16 protein-coding genes and 1 pseudogene are annotated in these 18,719 nt (G+C 72.0%); 12 read left to right on the top strand and 5 right to left on the bottom strand.

Annotated elements, in window-relative coordinates; translation table 11 throughout:
- Window positions 1–76: 76 nt before the first annotated feature.
- Window positions 77–556, bottom strand: coding sequence for an SsgA family sporulation/cell division regulator (locus E0D90_RS12505; RefSeq protein WP_130798034.1), 480 nt, complete (start codon window positions 554–556; stop codon window positions 77–79).
- A 270-nt stretch (window positions 557–826) separates the two neighbouring features.
- Between E0D90_RS12505 and E0D90_RS12510 the strand changes: the two genes are divergently transcribed.
- The 4 genes from E0D90_RS12510 (at window position 827) to E0D90_RS12525 (ending at window position 7,662) form a co-directional block, all read left to right on the top strand.
- Window positions 827–2,815, top strand: a complete 1,989-nt coding sequence (locus E0D90_RS12510) for an RDD family protein (protein WP_130798036.1) — start codon at window positions 827–829, stop codon at window positions 2,813–2,815.
- A gap of 187 nt (window positions 2,816–3,002) precedes the next feature.
- On the top strand, window positions 3,003–3,734 hold the full coding sequence (locus tag E0D90_RS12515; protein WP_130798038.1) for an RDD family protein: 732 nt from the start codon (window positions 3,003–3,005) through the stop codon (window positions 3,732–3,734).
- Window positions 3,735–4,645: 911 nt separating this feature from the next.
- Window positions 4,646–7,018 carry an immune inhibitor A domain-containing protein gene (locus E0D90_RS12520; RefSeq protein ID WP_307721140.1) on the top strand — a complete coding sequence of 791 codons (2,373 nt, stop codon included), beginning with the start codon at window positions 4,646–4,648 and terminating at the stop codon, window positions 7,016–7,018.
- A gap of 329 nt (window positions 7,019–7,347) precedes the next feature.
- Entirely contained in the window at window positions 7,348–7,662 is a 315-nt protein-coding gene (locus E0D90_RS12525; protein WP_103503992.1) for a hypothetical protein, read from the top strand.
- A gap of 68 nt (window positions 7,663–7,730) precedes the next feature.
- Here the strand turns inward: E0D90_RS12525 and E0D90_RS12530 are convergent, their stop codons facing one another.
- Window positions 7,731–8,321, bottom strand: coding sequence for an isochorismatase family protein (locus E0D90_RS12530; RefSeq protein ID WP_130798040.1), 591 nt, complete (start codon window positions 8,319–8,321; stop codon window positions 7,731–7,733).
- 440 nt (window positions 8,322–8,761) lie between these two features.
- Window positions 8,762–10,099, bottom strand: coding sequence for a nicotinate phosphoribosyltransferase (locus E0D90_RS12535; protein ID WP_130798042.1), 1,338 nt, complete (start codon window positions 10,097–10,099; stop codon window positions 8,762–8,764).
- Between the two features lie 149 nt (window positions 10,100–10,248).
- Here E0D90_RS12535 and clpS point away from each other — a divergent pair, with 149 nt between their 5' ends.
- The 7 genes from clpS to E0D90_RS12565 all read left to right on the top strand — a co-directional run bounded on the left by clpS (window position 10,249) and on the right by E0D90_RS12565 (window position 15,293).
- Entirely contained in the window at window positions 10,249–10,602 is a 354-nt protein-coding gene (gene clpS, locus E0D90_RS12540; RefSeq protein WP_103503995.1) for an ATP-dependent Clp protease adapter ClpS, read from the top strand.
- Complete coding sequence (locus E0D90_RS12545; protein WP_130798044.1) at window positions 10,602–11,225, top strand: DUF2017 domain-containing protein; 624 nt, start codon at window positions 10,602–10,604, stop codon at window positions 11,223–11,225. Before clpS ends, E0D90_RS12545 begins: the two co-directional genes overlap by 1 nt.
- Before the next feature lie 416 nt (window positions 11,226–11,641).
- Window positions 11,642–13,216, top strand: coding sequence for an alanine/glycine:cation symporter family protein (locus E0D90_RS12550; RefSeq protein ID WP_130798046.1), 1,575 nt, complete (start codon window positions 11,642–11,644; stop codon window positions 13,214–13,216).
- A gap of 119 nt (window positions 13,217–13,335) precedes the next feature.
- Window positions 13,336–13,767: a M67 family metallopeptidase gene (locus tag E0D90_RS12555; RefSeq protein WP_130798048.1), complete on the top strand. Its 432-nt coding sequence runs from the start codon at window positions 13,336–13,338 to the stop codon at window positions 13,765–13,767.
- Window positions 13,768–13,863: 96 nt separating this feature from the next.
- Complete coding sequence (locus E0D90_RS28485; RefSeq protein ID WP_369008425.1) at window positions 13,864–13,983, top strand: putative leader peptide; 120 nt, start codon at window positions 13,864–13,866, stop codon at window positions 13,981–13,983.
- A 60-nt stretch (window positions 13,984–14,043) separates the two neighbouring features.
- On the top strand, window positions 14,044–14,343 hold the full coding sequence (locus tag E0D90_RS12560) for a MoaD/ThiS family protein (RefSeq protein ID WP_103503999.1): 300 nt from the start codon (window positions 14,044–14,046) through the stop codon (window positions 14,341–14,343).
- Complete coding sequence (locus E0D90_RS12565; RefSeq protein WP_103504000.1) at window positions 14,343–15,293, top strand: PLP-dependent cysteine synthase family protein; 951 nt, start codon at window positions 14,343–14,345, stop codon at window positions 15,291–15,293. The genes E0D90_RS12560 and E0D90_RS12565 overlap by 1 nt, the downstream gene beginning before the upstream one ends.
- A 73-nt stretch (window positions 15,294–15,366) precedes the next feature.
- On the opposite strand, the gene E0D90_RS12570 is transcribed toward E0D90_RS12565, so the two are convergent.
- Entirely contained in the window at window positions 15,367–16,716 is a 1,350-nt protein-coding gene (locus E0D90_RS12570) for a D-arabinono-1,4-lactone oxidase (protein ID WP_130798050.1), read from the bottom strand.
- A 141-nt stretch (window positions 16,717–16,857) separates the two neighbouring features.
- Complete coding sequence (locus tag E0D90_RS12575; protein ID WP_227870178.1) at window positions 16,858–17,469, bottom strand: TetR/AcrR family transcriptional regulator; 612 nt, start codon at window positions 17,467–17,469, stop codon at window positions 16,858–16,860.
- Window positions 17,470–17,698: 229 nt separating this feature from the next.
- On the opposite strand from E0D90_RS12575, the pseudogene E0D90_RS12580 reads away from it, so the two are divergent.
- A pseudogene (locus E0D90_RS12580) lies at window positions 17,699–18,673 on the top strand (alanine racemase); the annotation flags it as partial.
- Between the last annotated feature and the right edge of the window lie 46 nt (window positions 18,674–18,719).

An 18,719-nucleotide genomic window follows, 5' to 3' on the forward strand; every position in this document is an offset into this window, starting at 1 on the left:
GGCAAGACCGTCAAACGCCCCAAGACCCTCAAGGCCATCGGCAAACCCGGAAGATCTTGGTAGATAAAAAACAAGCTCAGGCGACGCCCTCCCCGGACTCGTCCGACGGCCAGGGGTCGCGCAGATAGAGGTCGTCGCCCGGCGCCGGTGCCAGCAGGCACTCCAGCTCCTCGTCCAGACCGAGCCGCTCCCGCTCCGCGCCCGGCGGCACCGCCCGCAGCGTGCGCTCCAGCCAGGCCGACACCGGAACCGACGGCGCCTGGAGCAGCGCGTCACCGTCCGGCGAACTCAGCGCCAGGCAGACGACGGCGCTCCCCTCCGCCACGGTCGGCCACACCCGCACGTCGCCGTGGCCGGCGGGACGGAAGCAGCCCTCCACCATCAGCTCCCGGGCGAAGGTCCAGTGCACGGGTGCCTGGGAGCCCACATGGAAGGTCACATGGACGGCGTACGGGTCGTCGGACCGGTAGACCAGACGGGCCGGTACCGGGAGGGAGCGCTCCGGTGACAGCACCAGTTCGAGCTCCAGCTCTCGTTGGACAGTGGTGGTGTGCATAGCGCGCCCCTTCGGTCGGGTTGGGTGGCTCCTATGGGTGAGAGGCGGCGGAGCGCCGATCGTGACGCGGGTTAGCGAAGAAATTTCGGCGGCGAACGGGTGGGGGTGCGCCACACCGGGCACGGCCCGCTCGTTACCGTCCTGAAAGGCCCGCGCGAGCCCGATCCGCGATACCGGGCCGACGCACCGGCGACGTACGATGCGTAGCCAGGCGCCAAGCCAGCACACGCGGACAGCCCAGAGCACGGACGAGGAGAGTCGGACCCGCCCATGAGCTCCCCACCCGTAGGAGGCACCGGCGGCAGCCCGGAGCCCAACTGGTACCCGGACCCGTCGATTCCGGGCTACATCCGCTACTGGAACGGCTCCGGATGGGTGTCGGGCACCAGCCGCCCCGAGCCGCGGCCCGGCGAGGCGGTTCCCGAGCACCCGGTAGCGCGCGGCGTGACGCCGTCACCGGTCTCCGCCGCTTCCGCGTCGTCCTTGCCCTCGTCATCCTCGGCCTCCTCGGCCGAGCGTGCGGGGACGGCGGCCGAAGACCACACCCCGGCCCGCGCGGAACGTGACCCCGCGTCGGCGCGGCGCGACCCGGCGCCGGCCGACGACGGCGGCACACCGGGTGCCGACCCGGTCTCCGACGGCGGCGAGCGCGGTCGGACCGGCGAGGAGCACCCCGGTGGTTCCGGCCCGGACGCCGGGGCCTCCGAGAGCGGCCCGCGCTACTTCGACCAGGACCCGCAGCCGGCGGACGCGGAAGTGACCGGCGCGGCTGCCGACGAGGCCGCCGTACCGCGCCAGGCGGACGGCGACCGCACGGCTCCGGCCGCCGGAGCATCCGGCAGCGGCCCCGGCGCGCTGCCCGAACTGCGCAGCCGCGCGGGCGCGACGCGTCGAGAGAGCGCGCCCGTCTGGTCGCCCGACGACGATGTCTCCACCTCCCCGGTGGCGGCCATCGGCCGCGACGGCGCGGGCCGGACACCCGTCCCCGGCGCCCCGGCGGACCCCCGGACACCGTTCCGTCAGGCTCCGGCCGCTGCCTCCCCGGCGGCCGGACCCGACCCGGAGCACGACCCCGAGATGCGCGACCAGACGATGGGCATCCGGCGCGTCGACCTGCCCGGCGGTGGCTCCTGGGCGCGGCAGGTCCGCGACCTCGCCGGTCAGGAGCGGACCGGTGAGCCGGCGGACCGGGCGGCTGCGGTGCCCTCGCAGCAGGGGCCGGTGCGGCCGACACCGCAGGCACAGCCCGAACACCCCTCCCCTGCGCACCCGTTGCCGGCGGCAGGCCACCCGGCGCAACCGGCTTCGCAGCAGCCGCGTCCGTACGAGCAGCAGCAGCAGCAGCAGCAGCACGCCGCACCGCAGGCCCGGACCGCTCCGCACGTCCAGCAGCCGGCGCACGCCTCCCCGGCACACCCACTTCCGGAGCAGCCCGGGCACCCCTCGCCGGGCTACCCCTCCCCCGGATATCCGCTGCCCGGGCAGGGCCCGGTCCAGCCGCCCGCACAGCCCGCGCACTCCTCTCCGGCGCACCCGTTGCCCGGGCCTCTCCAGCCGCACGTCCCACAGCCGGCGCACGCCTCCCCGGCTCATCCGCTGCCCGGCCAGGGCCCGGTCGCCGGTGGGCCCGGACCGCAGGGCCAGTCCTCCCCGCTGACGCAGTCGGGGGTACTGGGCGCCCCGCAGATGTCCCCGCTGACCGAGGCGGGGCTGGTCCTGCGGCCGACCGCGCCGTGGGACACCGCGTTCGGCGGAGCGGGACAGGCGTATCCGGCCGGTCTCGGCCGGCGTCTGCTCGCCCGGCTGATCGACTCGCTGCTGCCGCTCGGCGCGGCGGTGGCGATGGCGCTGCCCCTGGTGGACCGGGCGCGTGACCACGTCCGCGGCAAGATCGAGGCCGTCGAACAGGCGGGGGTCACCGAGACGGTGTGGCTGCTCGACGGCACCACGGCGGTCTACCTCGGCCTGGTCGTGGGGGTGTTCCTGCTCGCCGGGCTGCTGTTCGAGGCGCTGCCCACGGTGCTGTGGGGACGCAGCCCGGGCAAGGCCGCGCTGGGGCTGCGGCTGGCGACCATGGCCAGTCACGACAAGCCGGGCGCCGGGGCGGCACTCAGCCGCTGGCTGCTGCACAGCCTGCTGTGGGTGGCGGTCGTCGGCGTGCTGAACGTGGTGTGGTGCCTGTGGGACCGCCCGTGGCGTCAGTGCTGGCACGACAAGGCCGCCGGCACCTTCGTCGCCTCGGTGAGCTCCGGGGACTGACGCCGGGTCCGGCGCGGCTGCCGTAGGCGTCCGCCGTGAGCGTCCGCCACTGACGGACGGGCCGGGCGCACGGCCGGGGCGCACTGGCCGTGCGACGAAGCTGCCGCGGCCGGTGTCCCGCCCGGTGCGTACCCCGTTCGGGCGCCTGCCGGATGCGGCGCCCGCCGCCCCGGGGTGCACTCGGGTCATGAGTAATCAGCAGCCGCAGCCCGGGTTCGGCGACGAGCGGCCGGGTTCAGACCTTCCGGGACAGCAGCCTCCCGCCGGCCCGCTCCCGGGCGGGGACCGGCCCGGGGGCCACGAAGGGCCGCCGCCGCCCGGTGGCGGCTACGGCAGTCCGCCGCCCGGCGGCGGCTACAACGCCCCGCCCCCGTCCGGCGGTGGCGGCTACCAGAACGCCCCGCCGCCCCCCGGCGGCTACGGGACCGGCGCGCAGGGGGGACCGTACGGTGCGCCCGACCCGCTGGCGGGCATGCCGCCGCTGGCCTCGCTGCCGCGACGGCTGCTGGCCCGCGTCATCGACTCGCTGCTGGTGGGAATCCCGGTCTTCGTCCTGCTCGGCATCCTCACGGGGACCTTCTCCTCCGGTTACGACGACGCCACGGACGGCCGTTCCTACCTCCAGCAGGCGGTCTTCCTCATCGTGTACTTCGTCTACGAGGGCATGATGCTGACGCGGCGCGGCCAGACCGTCGGCAAGATGGCGATGAAGATCCGGGTGGGGATGCTCGACAGCGGCAACACCCCGGCGGGGAACCCGGGGTGGACGCGCGCGGCGATCTACTCCCTGCCGCAGCTGGTGCCGTGCCTGGGCTTCCTGTTCTGGCTGGTCAACGTGCTCTTCTGCACCTGGGACAAGCCGTACCGGCAGTGTCTGCACGACAAGGGCGCCAAGACGGTGGTGGTCGCGGCCCGTTGAGGCCGCCCGCCCACCGGTTCCGGGTGAGGGCGAGGGTGTGGCCGTCCCCGGAACCGGGTGGCGCGCGCGGTCGCCGGGCGGGCCGGCGCGCTCACCCGGTCCGGGGCGCACTCCGCGTCCCGGCGGTCACTCCTTTTACCTCCGGCACCGTGAATACTCCGGTCACAGCCGCCCCATCCACCGCACGCCGCTTACGGATCGAGGTGGTGCCGAGTGCGCACCATATTCGATCATGAATCCGCAAAAGCGTTCATGAAGCGGAAGCAGCCCGGACGTTGCGGTAATACCGTTCGGACAGCGACGAGGCCGGAAGTCAGACTCTGACTTCCGGCCTCGAGGTGTGTGCCGAATGAACGCTGTGAGCGGGGTGGGGAGTGTGGATCGTGCCGAGCGGACTCGGCTCGGCGGCGCGCTGCGGGGGAACGGCGACGGGATCGGGGGGAGGCACCCGTCGCGGCCGGAACGCCACGGAGACGGCGACGCCCAGGGTCAGGGCGACGACGGCGAAGGCGGCCGTGAGAAGGGGCGATGCCTCGGGTTCGAGCAGCAGCAGTAACAGGGTCGCGGAGACGACGGTTGCCGAACCTGCGGCGATCTGTAGGGGGGTCGGATGCGGCATGGCGGAGTCCGTCCTCGGGGGAGAGTGCTCGACGACTGCCCCTGACTCACGGGAGCAGCCCTACCGGCGTCGATGCCCGGCCGCACTACAGGGTAAGCCCCGCCCGGTTCATATGCGGTTGCACGAGGGGGCGCACGGAATCATCCGCGAGCGGCGCACGGTGTGCGGGGGAGATATCGCAACGAAGGGGAGCCATCTTCTTCGTTTCCGTGCGTGCTCTGTCTTTTTATGGTCATGATGTGTCAGATTCCTTCCTGCAACGTGACTGCATGAGCAGGAGGACTGCCTCAAAGTGAACAGAAGTCTCAGATCCAAAAGATCGTCACGTGTCATCGCGGGCGCGGGAGTCATCGCGCTGGGCGCGACGCTGCTCGGTACCGCGGGCGCGGCGCACGCGGTACCCACGGTCGACGCCGAGGACGGCGCGCCCACGACGGCGGCGCCCCGCATGGCCGACCACGCGGACCACCTGGAGAATCCCCTCGGCGAGAAGCGGGTGGCTCTCAAGCAGGAGGCGCACTCCCAGCTCATCACCGGCCAGGCCCGGCCCCGCAGCCAGAACGGCTCCGAGGTCGTCGAGCTGAGCGACGGCCAGTTCGCCGAGGTGGCGACGACCGGCACCGACCGGATCTTCACCATCCTCGTGGAGTTCGGTGACGAGATCCACCCGGAGTACGGCGGGGACCCCGGGCCGCTCGCCAACCAGATCGAGGAGCCCGACCGGTCGGTCGACAACACCACCATCTGGCAGTCCGACTTCAGCCAGGCGCACTTCGAGGACCTCTACTTCGGTGACGACCCGGACCAGGAGTCGGTCAAGAAGTACTTCGAGAACCAGTCCTCCGGCCGGTACTCCATCGAGGGCCACGTCACCGACTGGGTCAAGGTCGACTACAACGAGGCCCGGTACGGCAACAGCGCCTGCGGCTCCAACGTCTGCCGCTCGGTGTGGGAGGTCGTCTCCGACGGCGTCGACGCCTGGTACGAGGACCAGCTCGCGCGCGGCCTGAGCCACGAGGAGGTCGAGGCGATCCTGTCGGAGTACGACATCAAGGACCGCTACGACTACAACGGCAACGGCGACTTCAACGAGCCCGACGGCTACATCGACCACTTCCAGATCGTGCACGCCGGCGAGGACGCCTCCGCCGGCGGAGGCGCCCAGGGCGACGACGCGATCTGGGCACACCGCTGGTTCGCCTTCTACGACCTCGCCGGCCAGGCCGGCCCCGAGGGCAACCTCGCCGGCGGAACCCGCATCGGTGAGACCGACTACTGGGTCGGCGACTACACCATCCAGCCGGAGAACGGCGGAGTGGGCGTCTTCGCGCACGAGTTCGCCCACGACCTGGGCCTGCCTGACCTCTACGACACGGCGGGTGGCGAGAACGGCACCACCTTCTGGTCGGCGATGTCCTCCGGCTCCTGGCTCGGCCTCGGCGACGGCACCATCGGCGCGCTGCCCAACGAGATGGGCGCCTGGGAGAAGCTGCAGCTCGGCTGGCTGGACTACACCACCGCGAAGGCCGCCAAGACCTCGGTCCACCGGATCGGCTCGGCGGGCCTGGAGTACCCCGAGGGCCGCAACAGCGCACTGAAGGGCCGTCAGGCGCTGATCGTCGAACTGCCGGAGAAGGAGGTCACCAACGAGATCGTCGCTCCGGCCCAGGGCGACCTCCAGTGGTACAGCGGCTCCGGCAACAGCCTGGAGAACACCCTCACCCGTGAGGTCGACCTCACCGGCGCCACCACCGCCTCGCTGGAACTCACGGGCTGGTGGCAGATCGAGGAGGACTACGACTTCCTCTACGTCGAGGCCCGCGCCGGGGGAGCCGGCCAGTGGACCGCGCTCGACGGCACCGCCGACGGCGACTCCGTGCCCCGCGACGGCGCCGACCGTCCCGCGCTGCACGGCGCGTCCGACGGCCACGCCGCCCTCGTCTACCCGCTGGACGAGTTCGCCGGCGACACCGTCGAACTGCGCTTCCGCTACCTCACCGACGTCGCCGTGGCCGACACCGGCTTCACCGCCGACGAGATCACCGTGACCGCCGACGGCGAGGCGGTGTTCGAGGACGACGCCGAGAACGGCGAGGGCGACTGGGCGGTCAAGGGCTTCAGCCTGATCGGCGAGTCCATCACCTCCTCGCACGAGCAGTTCTACATCGTCGAGAACCGCCAGTACACGGGCTACGACCGCACCCTGGAGCGCGGCCCGTACAACTTCGGCTTCCTCAACACCCGTCCGGACTGGGTCGAGCACTTCTCCTTCCAGACCGGCATGCTCGTGTGGCTGTGGGACACCTCGCAGACCGACAACAACACCAGCTCGCACCCCGGCCAGGGGCTGATCCTCCCGGTCGACGCCCACGCCAAGCCCGACCGTTGGGCCGACGGCACCGTGATGCGGAACCGCTTCCAGAGCCGGGACGCCACGTTCAGCTGGAAGCCGACCGAACGCCTCACCATCCACCAGAACGGCGTGCCGACGACGCTCCGCGCCAAGCCCGGCAACCCCGTCTTCGACGACCGCCGCGGCACGTACTGGTACGAGGAGAACCCGGGCAACAGCGTCCAGGTCCCCGACACCAACACCCGGATCACCGTGCTGACGGAGCTGCCGTTCGACGGCGCGATCTCCGTCCTGGTGTCGCCCTCCCGCTGACGCCGGAGTGTGACGCGCCCGGGGCGCTCCGTGAGGCTCCGGGAAAACCGCAGGTCAGAAGGTGAATCGGCCGCCGCCCCTAGCGGGCGGCGGCCGTTCGCGTCAGGATGGCCGGTGACCGGACACGCGACTCCCGCCAGGATCGCGTCCGTCCGGGCCGGGCCCTGAGTGCCCGGACGGGGCCACGCCGGAGCGGGTGCGGCCGGCCCCGGCAGGGTCCTGCGGGGAACCGGGCGGCCGCCCGGGTCAGGGCCCGACAGCGAGAGGCGTCGAAGAACGCAGGGACAGTGAAGGAGTACACAGGGTGAGTGCGGAACAGGTGCGTTCCCATGGCTGACGGGGGCTTCGTGCGGCTGCCGGACAGCAGCGTGGTGGTGGCGATGTCGCTGCCCAGGCCGGAGGGGCCGGGCCGGATGCGGGTGCTGGTACACGCCCAGAACCGGGCCCGGGCCCTGACCAGACTGCGCAACCTCGGGCTGCGCTCCGTCTACCTGCGGGGCAACGCGTCCCCGCCCACGCCGGACGAGATCACCGCCGTGCTGCACCACCCCGAGGGCGTGCTGTGGCGCATCAACCCGGACTGCGCGATCGAGCGCTGGCGGCCGATGACCGCGCTGCGTCGCCCGGGGCTGCGCTCGGCCTGAGCGTGCGGGACGGCGACTGACCGGGCGGGCTGACCGGGCGGGCTGGCTGACCGGCCGGGCTGACCGCCTCAGCCGGCGACCACCGGCCGCCCGGTAAGCTCCACCCCGGCCTCGCCCATCTCCTCCAGCGCCCGGTCGACCGTGGGCCGGGCGACGCCCGCCGTCAGCCCCAGCAGGACGCGGGTGGCGAAGCCCTCCCGGGCGGCGTCCAGCGCCGTGGCGCGCACGCAGTGGTCGGTCGCGATCCCGACCACGTCGACGGCGGTCACCGAGCGTGCGCGCAGCCAGTCGGTGAGCGTCACGCCGCTCTCGTCGGCGCCCTCGAAGCCGCTGTAGGCCGCGGAGTAGGCGCCCTTGTCGAAGCACGCCTCGACCGCGCCGGAGGTGACGGCGGGGGCGAAGTTCGGGTGGAACCCGACCCCCTCGGTCCCGGCCACGCAGTGGCGCGGCCAGGAGTCGACGAAGTCGGGGGTGTCGGAGAAGTGGGCGCCGGGGGATATGTGCATGTCCCGGGTGGCGACCACGTGGTCGTAACCGGTATCGGCGGCGCCGATCAGATCGGTGACGGCGGCGGCGATGTCGGCGCCGCCGGTGACGGCGAGGCTTCCGCCCTCGCAGAAGTCGTTCTGCACATCGACGACGATGAGTGCGCGACGCATCGGGAACACCCCTTCGGGCAGTGGTGACGGACGTTCCGGGCTGTGGGGGTTCCGGAGCGTGGGGCCTGGTTGTGCGGCACCGGCTGTGGGTCGCCGGCTGTGGGGGGTGGGGGCCGCCGGTTCTCGCGGGACGCCCGGGGTGCCCGCGTGTCTCCGAGCCTAGGCCCTGTCTGGCAGATGGCGCCGGCAAGGCCTGCGGTGTCTGGTGCGGTGGATCGCAAGGCGGAGCGTCGCAGCTTGTACCCGTCGTACTCGCGCGAGGCTCCAACGTGGCGAGATGCCGTGCCAGGCGCCGCGGGCCAGGTGGGATTTGTCAGACAGGGCCTCGGACGGCCGCGCCGGCGCCGGAAGGCCCGGTGGACCGCGCCCGGCACGGTGCGCCGGGGCACGTCGGTGTGCGCCCGTGCGCCCCTTCGGCGGTGGCCGACGGCGTCGGCGGCTCAGCGGTACTCGGTGGCCAGCACCGGTTCGCCCCGGGAGAGCTGGGTGGCGGACAGCGGCAGGCGCGCGCGGGCGGCCACATGGCGCTCGCGGGCGGCCGAGAGCGGTTCGCGGCCGACGACGTGGCCCCCGCGGACCAGTTCGGTCTGGAGCAGCCGCCCGGAGAGCTCGGCCGGGACGGGGCCGGTGCCGATCAGCTCGGCCTCCGGTACGCCGCTGCCGTCCAGGGGCCGGGCCGCCCACTTGGTGCCGCCGATGGAGGTCTTGCCTCCGGTGGACCGCTTGGCCACCGGCTCCAGCGGCGCCGCCGGGTCCTCGCCGGTGGCGCGGGCCACCAGCTTGTAGACCATCGAGCAGGTCGGGTGACCGCTGCCGGTGACCAGCTGGGTGCCGACGCCGTAGGCGTCCACCGGTGCCGCGGCGAGCGAGGCGATGGCGTACTCGTCCAGATCGCTGGTGACCACGATCCGGGTGCGGTGCGCCCCGAGCTCGTCGAGCTGGCGGCGGACGCGGTGGGCGACGAGCAGCAGGTCGCCGGAGTCGATCCGCACCGCCCCCAGCTCCGGGCCGGCGGTCTCCACCGCGATCCGTACCGCCTCGGTGACGTCGTAGGTGTCGACGAGCAGCGTGGTGCCGGTGCCCAGCGAGTCGACCTGGGCGCGGAAGGCGTCGGTCTCGGTGTCGTGCAGCAGGGTGAAGGCGTGGGCGCTGGTGCCGACGGTCGGGATGCCCCAGCGGTATCCGGCGGCCAGGTTGGAGGTGGAGTCGAACCCGCCGACGTAGGCGGCGCGGGAGGCGGCGACGGCGGCCAGCTCGTGGGTGCGGCGCGCGCCCATCTCGATCAGCGGGCGCTCCCCGGCGGCGACCGCCATCCGGGAGGCGGCGGCGGCCACCGCGGAGTCGTGGTTGAGGACGGACAGGATGACCGTCTCCAGCAGGACGCACTCGGCGAAGCCGCCCGCCACCCGCAGGACGGGGGAGCCGGGGAAGTACACCTCGCCCTCGGGGTAGCCGTGGACGTCGCCGGTGAAGCGGTAACCGGCCAGCCAGTCGACGGTCCGTTCGTCGACGACCCGGTTGGCGCGCAGGTACTCCAGCATGGCCGGCTCGAAACGGAAGTTCTCGATGGCGTCCAGGACGCGTCCGGTACCGGCGACGACGCCGTAGCGGCGGCCTTCCGGGAGCCGTCGGGTGAACGCCTCGAAGACCGAGCGGCGGTGTGCGGTGCCGGCCCGCAGCGCCGCCTGGATCATCGTGAGTTCGTAGTGGTCGGTGAAGAGCGCCGTCGAGGGCACGTCCACCTGGTGGGGATGGGGTGCGGCGCTGGTGCTGTCCATACGACGAGCATAGCTCAATATCGTCAATCTGACGATTAGTGGTTCCGGGTGTGGTGCCGTGCCCGGCCGGCGCCCGGCTTGCGCCTCCGTCGCTCCGCTGTCACCGGGGCCGGCCGTGCTCCGGGCGCTGCGGGGTGGGCGATGGCAGCATGGGACAGTGGGCAGCGGTCAGCCGAGCGAAAGTGAGCGTTGAAGACGCCGTGAGTGCCATCCCTCTGGAGATCGAGCGCACCGAGTCCGAACAGGCCCCCGTGGAGGTGCCGAACCCGGACGTCCCGTGGATCACCCTGGTCCACAACGACCCGGTGAACCTCATGAGCTATGTGACGTACGTGTTCCAGGCGTACTTCGGGTACTCCAAGGAGAAGGCGAAGAAGTTGATGCTCGACGTCCATCAGAAGGGCCGCGCCGTGGTCTCCAGTGGCAGTCGCGAGGAGATGGAACGCGACGTACAGGCGATGCACGGCTACGGCCTGTGGGCCACCCTCCAGCAGGACCGCTGATGTCGGGGTACTTCAGGCCTGCGGGCGGCGGGCGCGGCGGAGCGGTGATCACCCTGGACCGCGCCGAGATCTCCATCCTGCGTAGCCTCACCACGCAGCTGCTGGAGCTGATCGGCCCCGGTCCCGGCGAGGGTGAAGCGGCCGACCCCCTCGACGCGCTCTTCGCGGAGGGGCCCAGTGAGCCGCCCGCTGATCCGGTACTCGCCCGGCTCTTCCCCGACGCCTACGGCGGCCCCGGTGGTCCGGAGGGCGCGGAGGCGGCGGAGGCGGCGGAGCGGGCGGCGGAGTTCCGCCGCTTCACCGAGCATGACCTGCGGGCCCACAAGCGTGAGAACGGTGTCGCCGTCATCCGTGACCTGGATTCCCTCGCCGACCCGGCGGGTGGGGCGAGCGGCGTGGGCGACACCGCCGAGCTGCGGCTCGGACCCGAGGAGTCGCAGCGCTGGCTGGTGACGCTCAACGACCTGCGGCTGGCGATCGGCACCCGGCTGGCGATCGCGGACGACGATGCGACCGACCGGCTGTTCGCTCTCCCGGACGACGATCCGGTGAAGCCGATGGCGCTCGCGTATCTCTGGCTCGGTGGCCTTCAGGAGTCTTTGGTGGAAACACTCATGACCTAATCAGGGGTGTTATCGATTAACACTCCTGTACTGCACGTGGCGGCGGGTCTCGGTGTTCCGCGAGCTCTGCCGGTGTGAATGCGAGCGGTAGGGCCGTGCCCCGAGGTGGCCCGGGCCTGTCGTCGAGCCAGTCGCGTTCCGTATACATCGACCCGATCCCGGTCACCCAGTGTGTATCCATGCGTCGATCCTGCCTGTTTTCTGCCCGCTTCCTGCCCGTTTCAGGTGCGCCGCTGCCCGGACCGTTATCAGATTGTGTGATGCCAATCACATCTGCATATCCTGCTGCGTGATAGGAACGCACATCCGATGAATTCGCGCGTGACGGGATCGTCCTGCGCGAAGCTTCGTCGGATCGCCGGCCTGCCGAACGGTGCCGGTCCAGATGTCCCGTAGCGATCACGCAGAGGTTATTCATGGAAGAAGAGACCGAGACATGGGCCGACCGGTTCTCCGGTCAGGTGGACGAGATCGTTGAACCGGTCTCCACCACGCTCCAGGACATCGTGTTCTTCAGCTTCAACGTCGGCGGCGCCGACATCATGCCCATCGTCCTCTGGCTCGCCGTGGCGGGAGCGATCTTCACCGTCTACTTCGGGTTCGTACAGGTGCGGCACGTCCGCACCTCGCTGCGCCTGGTGCGGGGCAAGTACGAACAGAAGGACGCGCCGGGTGAGGTGTCGCACTTCCAGGCCCTCACCTCCGCGTTGTCGGGAACCGTGGGTCTGGGCAACATCGCCGGTGTCGCCATCGCCATCTCCATCGGTGGCCCCGGCGCCGTCTTCTGGATGATCGTCTGCGGCCTGCTCGGCATGGCGACCAAGTTCGCCGAGTGCACACTCGGTGTGAAGTACCGGGAGATCCACGAGGACGGCACCGTCTCCGGTGGCCCGATGCAGTACCTGCGCAAGGGCCTGGCCGAGATCGGCCGCCCCAAGCTGGGTATGGTTCTGGCCGCCCTCACGCCGGTGATGATCCTGGTCTTCGCCTTCTTCGGCGGCAACGTCTTCCAGTCCAACCAGTCGGCCAGCATCCTCGGTGCCGAACTCGGAGGCTTCTTCGACTCCAACGCGGGTGCGCTCGCCTACGGTCTGTTCTTCGCCGTGGTCGTCTTCTTCGTGCTCATGGGCGGCATCAAGTACATCGGCCGGCTCACCTCGGTCGTCGTGCCCGCCATGGGCGTCATGTACGTGGCGGCCTGTGCCGTGATCATCCTGATGAACATCACGTCCGTCCCGTCCGCGTTCTCCACCATCTTCACCGAGGCGTTCAACCCCAGCGGTGTGGCCGGCGGTATCCTCGGTGCGCTGATCGTCGGATTCCAGCGCGCGGCGTTCTCCAACGAGGCGGGCATCGGCTCCGCGCCGATCGCGCACTCGGCCGTCAAGACCAAGCGTCCCGCGACCGAGGGCCTGGTGGCTCTGCTCGAGCCGTTCTTCGACACGGTGATCGTCTGCACCATGACCGCCCTCACGATCATCGTGGTGAACGGCCCGATGTACCAGGAGGCCCGGGAGACGGTTGCCGAGGGCGGTTCCGTGTCCGGCACCGGCACCGGCATCCTGCTGACGCGGGACGCCTTCGAGACCGCCCTTCCGTGGTTCACCGGCTTCCTGGTCGCCGCGGTGATCCTGTTCGCCTTCTCCACGCTCATCACCTGGAGCTACTACGGGCAGAAGTCCTGGCAGTACCTGTTCGGGAAGAGCCAGATCAGCGACCTGATCTACAAGCTGATCTTCTGCTCCATGATCGTCATCGGAGCGGTCATGGCCCTCGACCAGGTCGTCGGCATGACGGACGCCTTCCTCTTCCTGGCGGCCCTGTTCAACATCATCGGCCTCTACTTCCTGATGCCGGTGATCAAGCGCGAGCTGAACAAGGTCCTGGAGTACGTCCGCCGCCGCGACGCGGGGGAGACCGAGGAGGAGATCGAGGCGGCCGAGGCCGCGGAGGGTGACGACTTCGGCCAGAAGGCCCGCGTCTCCGCCTGATATGTCCCACCCCGGCGGCGCTTCCTTGAGCGCCCCGTGAGGCCGGTGCGGCCCGCGTCCCCTCCGGGGGCGTGGGCCGCACGGCTGATGTCGGCGCCTTCTCGCCTATTCTGGCCGCCATGCTCACCATCACCCAGCAGCTGCACGACGAGATCGTGGCCCACGCCCGCCGGGACCACCCCGACGAGGCGTGCGGAGTCATCGCCGGCCCCGAGGGGTCGGGCCGTCCCGAGCGGTTCGTCCCGATGCTGAACGCGGCCCGCTCGCCCACGTTCTACGAGTTCGACTCCGCCGACCTGCTGCGGCTCTACCGGGAGATGGACGACCGGGACGAGGAGCCCGTGGTCGTCTACCACTCGCACACCGCCACCGAGGCCTACCCCTCGCGCACCGACATCTCCCTGGCGAGCGAGCCCGGCGCGCACTACGTGCTGGTCTCCACCGCCGAGTGCGGCAACGGCGACGGGCCCGTGTCGTTCCGCTCCTACCGGATCGTCGACGGCGAGGTCACCGAGGAGGAGGTCCGGGTCGTCCCCGCCTACGAGGACTGACCCCTCCGTGCCCCTCGGTTCGGATGGTGAGACGGAAGCGTCCGCATCCCGAAACAACCCTCGGGTTTCGGGGCCGGGAATCGATACGATGAGCCCATGGTTGACCACGACGTGAGTTCCGAGCCGCCGAGCACCCCGCTCGTCGCACGGCTGCACGTCGATCTGTGCCGCCTCGCGAGCGCCATGTGTACGCGCCGCGCCGCCGCGCGGGCATGACCTGCCCGCCGCGTCCGCACGCCCCGACCCGCCTGTCTCTCGTCACCCAGGAGCACACCCATGGCCATCGAGGTCCGCATCCCGACCATCCTCCGCACCTACACCGACGGCCAGAAGGCCGTCCCCGGGCAGGCCGACACCCTGGCCGGCCTCTTCGCCGACCTGGAGGCCCGCCACCCCGGCATCCGCGAGCGGCTGGTCGACGGCGGGGAACTGCGCCGATTCGTCAACGTCTACCTCAACGACGAGGATGTCCGCTTCCTGGACGGCATCGAGACGAAGCTGAGCGACGGCGACAGCGTCACCATCCTCCCGGCCGTCGCCGGGGGATCGCCGGACGCCACGGGCGGCCGGCGCTGATGCGCTTCGACTCGCCGCTGGCCGCGGTCGGCAACACCCCACTGGTGCGGCTGCCGCGGCTCTCGCCGTCCGAAGACGTGCGGATCTGGGCCAAGCTGGAGGACCGCAACCCCACCGGCTCCATCAAGGACCGCCCCGCGCTGCACATGATCGAGCAGGCGGAGAAGGACGGCCGGCTCACCCCCGGCTGCACCATCCTGGAGCCCACCAGCGGCAACACCGGCATCTCGCTGGCCATGGCCGCCAAGCTCAAGGGCTACCGCATCGTCTGCGTGATGCCGGAGAACACCTCCGCCGAACGGCGGCAACTCCTCGCCATGTGGGGCGCGGAGATCATCTCCTCCCCGGCCGCCGGCGGCTCCAACACCGCCGTCCGGGTGGCCAAGGAGCTGTCCGCGGAGCACCCGGACTGGGTGATGCTCTACCAGTACGGCAACCCGGACAACGCCGGCGCCCACTACGCCACCACCGGTCCCGAGATCCTCGCGGACCTGCCCTCGGTGACCCACTTCGTCGCCGGACTCGGCACCACCGGCACCCTCATGGGCGTCGGCCGCTACCTGCGCGAGCACCGCCCCGGCATCAGCGTGGTCGCCGCCGAACCGCGGTACGACGACCTGGTGTACGGACTGCGCAACCTCGACGAGGGCTTCGTGCCGGAGCTCTACGACGCCTCGGTGCTCACCACCCGCTACTCGGTGGGCTCCACCGACGCCGTCACCCGCACTCGCCAGCTCCTCGCGGAGGAGGGCGTCTTCGCGGGCGTCTCCACCGGCGCCGTGCTCCACGCCGCGCTCGGCGTCGGACGCAAGGCCCAACGGGCGGGCGAGAGCGCCGACATCGTCTTCGTCGTCGCCGACGGCGGCTGGAAGTACCTCTCGACCGGCATCTACACCGCCGCCACCACCGAGGAGGCCGTCGCCGCGCTCCAGGGCCAGCTCTGGGCGTGACGCCGCGCCGTCCGCCGCCGCCCGTGGGCCTGCGGGAGCGGAACCCCGCTCGCCGCCGGGCCGGCCGTCCCGCTCAACTCCCGCCATTCGTCCGGGTGCCGGGCCCCACCGGGCCCAGCACCCGGTCCAGGTAGGGATTGGACAGCCTTCCCTCCGGGTCGAGTTCGGCGCGCAGCCGGCAGAAGTCGTCCAGGCGCGGATGGAGTTCGCGCAACCGCTCGGCGTCCAGCCAGTGCAGCTTTCCCCAGTGCGGACGGCCACCCAGCGCGTCGGCGATGCCCGCCACGGCGCGGAAGTACCGCTCGTAGGGCAGCCGGTGGTACTGGTGCACCGCCACATAGGCGCTCTCACGGCCGTACGCGGTGGACAGCCAGACATCGTCGGCGGGAGTGAACCGCACCTCCACCGGGAACGGGATCCGCTCCCCGGAGCGGTCCACCCAGCTCCGCACCCCCGCCAGCAGTTCCGGGAGTGCCGCGCGCGGTACCGCGTACTCCGTCTCGCGGAAGACCACCCGCCGGGGCGCGGTGAACACCCGGTGCGACGGGGCGGTGTAGCCGCGGGAGGACAACGCCCGGCAGCTGACCGCGTTCAGCCCCGGTACCAGCGAAGGCCGGGCGGCGGCGACGCGGTTGACGCCCTCGAAGAGGGTGTTGGAGAGGAACTCGTCGTCCAGCCACGCCCGTACCCGGTGCAGCGGACGCGAACGGGCCCCGGCCGGCAGCCGGTTGTTGCGCTTGGTCAGCGTGCGGGTCGTGTGCGGAAACCAGTAGAACTCGAAGTGCTCGTTCTGCGACACCAGTTGGTCGAGGCCGTCGAGCACCCGGTCCAGCGGCATCGGTGTCTCCAGCGCGTGCAGCGTGAAGGCCGGTTCGCAGCGCAGCGTCACCCGGCTGATCAGGCCCAGCGCGCCGAGCCCGATCCGGGCCGCCGCGAACAGCTCGGGGCGTTCCTCCGCCGAGCAGCGCAGCAGCCGCCCGTCCGCGGTCACCAGCTCCAGCGCGTGCACCTGTTCGGCGAGGGAGCCCGAGGAACGGCCGGTGCCGTGGGTGCCGGTGGAGATCGCGCCGGAGACGGTCTGGACGTCGATGTCCCCGAGGTTGGTCAACGCCAGCCCGTGCGCGTCCAGTACCTGGTTGAGCCGGCTCAGCCGCATCCCGGCCTCCACCGTCACCAGCCCGCGCGCGGCGTCCACCCGGACCGGGGCGTCCAGGCCGTCCATCCGGACCAGCACGCCGTCGGTCGCGGCGATCGAGGTGAAGGAGTGCCCGGCGCCGACCGCCTTGACGGTCAGCCCCTCGTCCGCCGCGCCACGCACCACCGACACCAGTTCGTCGACATCGCGTGGCCGCGCGGTGCGGCGGGGAGACGCGCTCGCCGTACCGGCCCAGTTGCTCCACCCGGTCGTCTCCGCAGCCGTCATCGGCCCGCCCCTCCCGTCGCCCCGCTCCGAGGTTCGTCAGTGTCGGCGCGTCAGGGGAGTAAGTCAATCGTCTGGGACGACCGACCCAGTAGCTCGGACTTCCGGCCGGTCACCCGCCGTGCCCCGTGCCGCCCCGCACCGTCAGCCCTCACCGCCCGGTCCCCGCACGGCCGGACGGGCCAGGGCCGCCAGGCAGTCCGCCAGCGCCTCCACCTGCCGTCCCGCCTCGGAGTCGTCACGGTCGGCGAGCCACCCCAGCGTCAGGCCGTCCAGCATCCCGACCAGCGTCCGCGCCACCACCGGCGGCGGCACCCTCCACTCCACGCCGGACGCGGACGCCACCGACTCCACCACCCGCAGCGCCGCCGCACGGCAGGTCTCGTACTGCGACCGGGCGAGGCCCTCCTCGCCCGGGGTCCGCAGCGCGTACTGCGTCAGCTCCAGCAGCGCCTGCTGCTCGCCCGGACGCTCCCGGACCACCCGCAGGAACGCGTGCAGGGCCTCCGCCGCCGTCTCCCGCACGTCCCGTCCCGGCCGGACCTCCGCCAGCCCCGCGCCGACCTCCCGCTCCACCACCACCGCCGTCACCTCGCGCAGCAACTCCCGCTTGGAGGCGAAGCAGTAGTGGAAGGCCCCCAGCGTCATCCCGGCCTCTGCGACGACCGCCCGCGTCGTCACCGCGCCGACGCCGTCGCGCACCATCAGCCGTACCGTCGCCTCGACCAGCGCGCTCCGCCGGTCCACCGCCCTCATCCGGGACACCGCCCGCACCTCCTGTCGCCACCGGGCGCCGGCCCCCGCGCGGGAGCCGCCCGGACCGCGCGGCCCGGCAGCCCGGAGTGTAGGCGGGCGGAGAGCGGGCGGGCGGAGCCAGGGAGGGCGGACCGTGCCGTGCGGAGCACCGGCCGGTCGCGTTCGGTCACTTGACCTGGACGCCCGACCCACTAGCGTGGTCGCCACCACAGCCGGACCAGGGGGCCCCATGAGCCAGACCCGCACCGCCGCCCGTGCCCACATACCCGGCGACGACCGGTTCGGCCGGCTCGCCCGGGCCACCGCCGGCCTCGAACCGCCCTTCGCCGTCGTCGACCTCGACGCCTACCGCGCCAACGCCCGTTCGCTGGCACGCCGTTCCCTCGGCAAACCGATCCGCGTCGCCAGCAAGTCGCTGCGCTGCCGCCACCTCCTCGCCGACACGCTCCGCGGCGACGGCTTCCGGGGCGTCCTCGCGTTCACCCTCCCCGAGGCGCTCTGGCTCGCCGAGGACCACACCGACGTCGTCGTCGGCTACCCCACCACCGACCGCGCCGCGCTGCGCCGGCTCGCCACCGACCAGCGCCTTCGCGAACGCGTCACGCTGATGGTCGACTCGCCCGAGCAGCTGGAGTTCCTGCACGGCGCGGCCCGCCCCGACCTGGCCCGTCCGCTGCGGATCTGCCTCGAACTCGACGCCTCCTACCGGCTGCTGGGCGGACGGGTCCACCTCGGAGCCCGCCGCTCCCCGGTGCACAGCCCCGGCCAGGCCCTCGCCCTCGCCCGGCGGATCGCCGACCGACCCGGACTGCGCCTGGTCGGGATGATGGCCTACGAGTCACAGATCGCCGGGGTGGGCGACGCGCCGGCCGCCGCCCTGCGGGGCCTCGCCGTCCGGATGATGCAGCGGGCCTCCGCCGCCGAACTGCGGGAGAGACGCGCCACCGCCGTGGCCGCCGTGCGGTCCGTCGCCGACCTGGAGTTCGTCAACGGCGGCGGCACCGGCAGCGTCGAGGGCACCGCCGCCGAACCGGCCGTCACCGAGGTCGCCGCCGGCTCCGGCCTCTACGGACCGCTCCTCTTCGACACCTACCGCGCCTTCCGGCCCCGGCCCGCCGCGTTCTTCGCGCTGCCCGTCGTCCGTCGGCCCGCGCCCGGCATCGTCACCGTGCTCGGCGGGGGCCGACGGACGACGGGCAGCGCGAAGAACGCGGCGGGCCGGGGCCGGAAGGCGCGGTAGGGGTCGAAGA

Source organism: Streptomyces otsuchiensis, from assembly GCF_004305975.1.
Taxonomy (GTDB): Bacteria; Actinomycetota; Actinomycetes; order Streptomycetales; family Streptomycetaceae; genus Streptomyces; species Streptomyces otsuchiensis.

What these genes read in the sequence shown, in the direction of transcription:
- E0D90_RS12505 (WP_130798034.1), bottom strand. Translation starts at nt 556, where the DNA reads ATGCACACCACCACTGTCCAACGAGAGCTGGAGCTCGAACTGGTGCTG.
- E0D90_RS12510 (WP_130798036.1), top strand. Translation starts at nt 827, where the DNA reads ATGAGCTCCCCACCCGTAGGAGGCACCGGCGGCAGCCCGGAGCCCAAC.
- E0D90_RS12515 (WP_130798038.1), top strand. Translation starts at nt 3,003, where the DNA reads ATGAGTAATCAGCAGCCGCAGCCCGGGTTCGGCGACGAGCGGCCGGGT.
- E0D90_RS12525 (WP_103503992.1), top strand. Translation starts at nt 7,348, where the DNA reads ATGGCTGACGGGGGCTTCGTGCGGCTGCCGGACAGCAGCGTGGTGGTG.
- E0D90_RS12530 (WP_130798040.1), bottom strand. Translation starts at nt 8,321, where the DNA reads ATGCGTCGCGCACTCATCGTCGTCGATGTGCAGAACGACTTCTGCGAG.
- E0D90_RS12535 (WP_130798042.1), bottom strand. Translation starts at nt 10,099, where the DNA reads ATGGACAGCACCAGCGCCGCACCCCATCCCCACCAGGTGGACGTGCCC.
- clpS (WP_103503995.1), top strand. Translation starts at nt 10,249, where the DNA reads ATGGGACAGTGGGCAGCGGTCAGCCGAGCGAAAGTGAGCGTTGAAGAC.
- E0D90_RS12545 (WP_130798044.1), top strand. Translation starts at nt 10,602, where the DNA reads ATGTCGGGGTACTTCAGGCCTGCGGGCGGCGGGCGCGGCGGAGCGGTG.
- E0D90_RS12550 (WP_130798046.1), top strand. Translation starts at nt 11,642, where the DNA reads ATGGAAGAAGAGACCGAGACATGGGCCGACCGGTTCTCCGGTCAGGTG.
- E0D90_RS12555 (WP_130798048.1), top strand. Translation starts at nt 13,336, where the DNA reads ATGCTCACCATCACCCAGCAGCTGCACGACGAGATCGTGGCCCACGCC.
- E0D90_RS28485 (WP_369008425.1), top strand. Translation starts at nt 13,864, where the DNA reads ATGGTTGACCACGACGTGAGTTCCGAGCCGCCGAGCACCCCGCTCGTC.
- E0D90_RS12560 (WP_103503999.1), top strand. Translation starts at nt 14,044, where the DNA reads ATGGCCATCGAGGTCCGCATCCCGACCATCCTCCGCACCTACACCGAC.
- E0D90_RS12565 (WP_103504000.1), top strand. Translation starts at nt 14,343, where the DNA reads ATGCGCTTCGACTCGCCGCTGGCCGCGGTCGGCAACACCCCACTGGTG.
- E0D90_RS12570 (WP_130798050.1), bottom strand. Translation starts at nt 16,716, where the DNA reads ATGACGGCTGCGGAGACGACCGGGTGGAGCAACTGGGCCGGTACGGCG.
- E0D90_RS12575 (WP_227870178.1), bottom strand. Translation starts at nt 17,469, where the DNA reads ATGAGGGCGGTGGACCGGCGGAGCGCGCTGGTCGAGGCGACGGTACGG.